This is a genomic window from Nostoc cf. edaphicum LEGE 07299, assembly GCF_015207245.1.
Classification (GTDB): Bacteria; Cyanobacteriota; Cyanobacteriia; order Cyanobacteriales; family Nostocaceae; genus Nostoc; species Nostoc edaphicum_B.
Window position 1 is genome coordinate 1 of the sequence record NZ_JADEXF010000382.1, and the last position, 4,906, is coordinate 4,906.

A 4,906-nucleotide genomic window follows, 5' to 3' on the forward strand; every position below is an offset into this window, starting at 1 on the left:
GTATTAATTGGTATATTAGCTACGATCGCAATACCCAACTGGCTAGCTTTTGTGGAGACTCGCCATCTCAACACTGCTCAAAACGAAGTCTATTATGCTATGCGCCAAGCTCAAAGGCAAGCCACCAAGGATAAATTGACTTGGCAAGCCAGCTTTCGTGAACAAAACGGCATCGTTCAATGGGCGGTTCATCCTGCTACAGTAAACCCATCTAACGCTAACTGGAATAATTTAGATGCCAATGTTCGCTTAGATTCTGAGACAAACTTTCAATCATCACTCAGTACTGTACAAGAAGTTAGATTTGACTACAGAGGTAATGCTAAAGATTTAGGACGGATCGCGCTATCGATTAAGTCTGGTGGTAAAACTAAGCGTTGTGTGATTGTTTCTACGATTTTAGGAGCAATGCGAATGGGCAAAGATAATGCGATAGCTAAAGACAATAAGTATTGCTATTAAGATATTATTAGTTCATTCAAACAAGGTATTTTGTGCTGAACTTACCAGCAAACGCAAAACAACACCTGATTATTTTCACCCGTTATCCAGAACCAGGTAGGACAAAAACCCGATTGATACCTGCTTTGGGAAATGTTGGTGCTGCCAATCTTCAACGGGAAATGACTGAGCATACAATATTTCAGGTTCAAGAATTGCAAAAAGCCATTGACATATCTGTGGAAGTGCGTTTTGCAGGTGGCGATTCGCAACTTATGCAAGACTGGCTGGGGTTGGATTTGATTTACCAGTCTCAAGGTGAAGGGGATCTAGGTTTGCGGATGGCGCGATCGCTTTTTGATGCTTTTCAATCTGGTGCAGAAAAAGTAATTATCATTGGTACAGATTGTCCTGGAGTGAATGCCCAGATTTTAGCAACAGCCTTTGAGAAGTTATACGCTTTTGACCTCGTACTTGGCCCTGCGATCGATGGTGGATATTACTTAATTGGTTTGCGCCAACCCATCCCGGAGTTATTCGTTAACATCGAGTGGGGAACTGCTCAAGTATTCCAGAAAACTGTAGATATTGCCCAGAAACTTAATTTATCATACGTGGACTTGTTGCCCTTAGCTGATGTTGACCGACCGGAGGATCTGCCAATTTGGGAACAAGCCCTTGCAGGAAAGATGGAGCGATCGCTTTAAGGAGCAAAATCCAGGGGCAAATTGAAAAAGTGCGTAGGTATAGCCATAGGAATCACTTTTCCATAAAGATGTGAGCCGATGATCTTGAGATGAGAATTAAGAGACAGAAGCAATAAAATCCTGTGAAATATCAGCACTGCTGAAATAGCTCCTTAAAGCTTTTTGAGGCTGCTTCAGGTTTAGCAATAATTTCGACAATTTTATTGCGTGCATCTGCTTCAAGCAGCGCCTCAACTGCAACTTGGGCAACTTTCTGTCTGGGGATACTACCATCAAACAGCGTATCTGCACTCTGCATCACGATGTGGTCGGAGTTGTCTTCATTCTTCAACCCACCAGGCCGCACAACCGTGTAAGTAAGACCACTTTTTTGAATATACTCTTCAGCTTGTTTTTTCCACAACAAAATTAGCCAAAACAAGTTCAGCGGATGGAAAAGCCGGGAAGTACACAAAGAAGAAACTAAGATAAGATGCTCAATTCCCTTTGCCTTAGCAATATCTACTAAATTTTTAGTCCCTTCAAAATCCACTTTATAGGGGCCAGTGGGGTCAAAGCTAGGTTTTGCCCCAGTCGCAACCAACACAACTGTGCTATCTCCCAAGGCAGCAATTAAACTTTCTGGTTGTAATACGTCGCCTACCACTAATTCGGCTTCAGGAGACAGAATACCCCTAGCTTTCTCTATATCCCGCACCAACGCTCGGACGGGAATATTCCGCGCTATCAACTCTTGCACAATCCGGCGACCTGTTTCACCTGTTGCCCCTGCTACAAATGCTTTCATGATAAATGCTATCCTGGGAAACTATTGTGTGCTTCTTCAGTTCTTTATTTTAGTAATTCTATGGAGTCGATCGCAGATTCATGAGGTTTCGGTCAAAATGGGATCTGAATGCGAAATGATCCAGGTGTGTGGGGAATCATTAATATAGACTAACGCCAAAATATACAGTAATGCATTTATGCTTTCAAGAAAAGGCGAATATAAATCCTGGGAAATAACAGAAGCAGTTTTACCTGTAGCCTCCAGCCAAGAAGCCGAGGACACATTAACAGAACCAAATGTAGCGACGCTGACAAAATTTTACGGTCGTTATCAAGATTTTATGGAAATGGCTGCCCCAGTAGAGAAGGTTGCTGAGTATCTCAATGCTCATGCCTCATGGTTTTCGCGCTGCGCTGAACCCATGAAGGTACAATCACTTGGGGAAAATGGCTATGCTTTAACAATTGGTCGTTTTGGTTCTTTTGGTTATGAAGTAGAACCGAAAATAGGTTTGGAATTGTTGCCCCCAGAGGAGGGTATTTACCGCATCCGTACAATTCCCATTCCTGACTACCAACCGCCTGGTTATGACGTAGACTATCGCGCATCTCTAGAGTTAAAAGAAACCGATGTTTCCACTAGCATTAGTAAGGTTACAAGAGTTGAATGGGAATTGGATTTGATAGTTTATCTTCACTTTCCCCGGTTTATTCAGCGATTACCCCAGTCTATAATTCAATCTACAGGCGATCGCTTGCTTAATCAAATTGTCCGCCAAGTCTCCCGCCGCTTAACTCGCAAAGTTCAAGAAGATTTTCATAAATCTTTGGAAATACCTTTTCCTGCGAGTTTTAAGAAAAAGCGCTGAGTCAACAGTCCTTTGTCATCTCATACACTAATGACAAATGACAAAGGACAAATGACAAATGACTAAGCTTTAGTAAGAATTCTCTGGACAATTTGCACCCCAGTCACAGCTTGCCAAGCAAAAAGTCCCAAAAGGGTGAAATTTATTAAAATGTGAGTTGCGCGCGCCCAATTTGCCCCTTTCTGCATATAAGGGGACAAAGCAGCAGAAAATGCAATTAGACCCGTCATACCAAGTCCTGCCAGCAGGTGAGGCCCGAAAAATAACTTTTGATTATTGATGTAAGTGACAGCCATCCCTCCGATCGCACCTGCTACCATCAAAGCTAGGAGTATAGAACCGATTTGGTAGTGTCTGACGTTATATCTACCTTTAATCAGTTCTTTTTTTTCTTCCCCTTGAGCATTTCTGGTACGCTGTAATTGCAGTCCCAAATAGGCAGCATAAATTGAGAGTACTAATAGCGCCCACATGAGCACCGGGTGGAAGAAGTTCAGCCAATATTTCACCGACGTAGAAAGTTCCAGACTCATCGTGTTCTCGCCTAATTAATTATTAAATATTTATAAAAATTAGCATAACTCTATTTTCTGTGCTTAATGTTGCACAAATTAAAAGAGACTCCGCATATCCCCGACTATTTTCCTTCACCCTCTTGCCAAAGTGGATAAACAATCTCAGACTAAATTTTGAGGGTAGACGAACAAAACCCCGTGTGTGGGATCTCATTCATGACTGAAAACAACGATACTTTGCTGCTAAAAGCTGCTAAAAGTGGCGATATCAAGGGTCTGTGTGCGCTATTGACTGCTGGTGCAAAGGTGGACGCGTGCGATCGCCAAGGTACCACGGCGTTAATGTTTGCTGCCAATTTAGGCTACACCGAAATTGTGCGATCGCTGCTCGATGCTGGGGCAAATATCAACTTGCCCAGAAAACTCTATGGTTTAACGGCTTTGATGTTGGCGGCTAGTGCCAAACAACTTGACATTTTGCAACTTTTACTATCTAAAGGTGCGGATGTCAATGCCACTAATGAAGATGGCAGTACAGCATTAATGGCAGCAGTCCTCAAAGGTCATATCGATGTAGTGCGAGTTTTATTGGCTGCTGGTGCCCAAGTTGATATTGCTGATAAAGATAATGATACGGCATTGAAACTTGCCGTTAAGCAGGGAAAAATAGAAGTTTTACAAGCAATTCTCCAAACTGGTGTCGATGTCAATATCCCAGATGAGGAGGGTGAGACACTTTTAATGCTAGCGGCAGATTTGGGACATCTGGAGATTGTAGAAGCACTGCTAGCAGCAGGGGCTGATGTGAATGTGAAAAACGCAGATGGTGGAACTGCCCTATCGGCAGCAGCAGCGGCTGGACACAGTGCGATCGCAGCAGCTTTACTAGATGGAGGTGCCCAGATTAATCTTCAAGATCGAGATGGTGAAACTACCTTACACCTTGCCGTTGTGGAAGGCTACATTGATGTCGTGCAAATATTACTTAACAGAGGTGCAGATGTCCAAATTAGCAACCACCTGGGCGATACACCACTGCTTGTAGCAGCATTGCAGGGACATAGCCAAATTGTCGAGGCACTACTACGTTCTGGCGGAGATATAAATGGGAAAAATCTTGGTGAAGTACCTTTGACGTTGGCTGCATCACAAGGACACACCCAAACGGTGCAAGTGTTGTTAGACTATGGTGCTGATGTCAACATTCCAGGGGATGATGGCAAAACTGCTTTGATCAAGGCAACCGAACGCCAACACAAAGAGATCGTACATTTGCTGCTAGCAAAGGGGGCAGATGTGAATTTTCAAGACTCAGCGAGGGCCACATCATTGATGTGGGCTGCTTCAGCAGGTTATGGCGAAATTGTGCAGTTATTACTCCAAGCTGGGGCAGATGTAAATTTGAAAAACCGGGGCGGTTATACTGCTTTGATGATTGCAGAATTTAATGGTTATAAGAATGTGGTGCAGAGTCTCCAAAAAGCTGGGGCGCAAGAATAGCAATCTAAATTCTTCATCTAAAATATTTTCAGAAATTTCTTGACAAATCATTAAATGAAGGCTAAATGCTTAAATACTAAGAAAGTTTAAAAAACCAAATCTATGC

At 42.9% G+C, this 4,906-nt stretch carries 6 protein-coding genes; 4 read left to right on the top strand and 2 right to left on the bottom strand.

Annotated features, from left to right (window positions below; translation table 11 throughout):
- Both IQ229_RS13045 and IQ229_RS13050 read left to right on the top strand, forming a co-directional pair.
- A partial coding sequence (locus IQ229_RS13045; protein ID WP_194044295.1) for a pilus assembly FimT family protein occupies positions 1-462 on the top strand: 462 nt, incomplete at its 5' end.
- Positions 463-494: 32 nt separating this feature from the next.
- Positions 495-1,148: a TIGR04282 family arsenosugar biosynthesis glycosyltransferase gene (locus tag IQ229_RS13050; protein ID WP_194044297.1), complete on the top strand. Its 654-nt coding sequence runs from the start codon at positions 495-497 to the stop codon at positions 1,146-1,148.
- Between the two features lie 130 nt (positions 1,149-1,278).
- Here the strand turns inward: IQ229_RS13050 and IQ229_RS13055 are convergent, their stop codons facing one another.
- Positions 1,279-1,935 (bottom strand): NAD(P)H-binding protein, encoded by a 657-nt coding sequence (locus IQ229_RS13055; protein WP_194044299.1) that lies wholly within the window; start codon positions 1,933-1,935, stop codon positions 1,279-1,281.
- 178 nt (positions 1,936-2,113) lie between these two features.
- Between IQ229_RS13055 and IQ229_RS13060 the strand changes: the two genes are divergently transcribed.
- Entirely contained in the window at positions 2,114-2,785 is a 672-nt protein-coding gene (locus IQ229_RS13060) for a DUF1997 domain-containing protein (RefSeq protein WP_194044301.1), read from the top strand.
- Between the two features lie 62 nt (positions 2,786-2,847).
- Here IQ229_RS13060 and IQ229_RS13065 read toward each other — a convergent pair whose 3' ends face one another.
- Complete coding sequence (locus IQ229_RS13065) at positions 2,848-3,318, bottom strand: DUF4079 domain-containing protein (RefSeq protein ID WP_194044303.1); 471 nt, start codon at positions 3,316-3,318, stop codon at positions 2,848-2,850.
- A 198-nt stretch (positions 3,319-3,516) separates the two neighbouring features.
- Here IQ229_RS13065 and IQ229_RS13070 point away from each other — a divergent pair, with 198 nt between their 5' ends.
- On the top strand, positions 3,517-4,800 hold the full coding sequence (locus IQ229_RS13070; protein WP_194044305.1) for an ankyrin repeat domain-containing protein: 1,284 nt from the start codon (positions 3,517-3,519) through the stop codon (positions 4,798-4,800).
- The last annotated feature ends 106 nt before the right edge of the window (positions 4,801-4,906 follow it).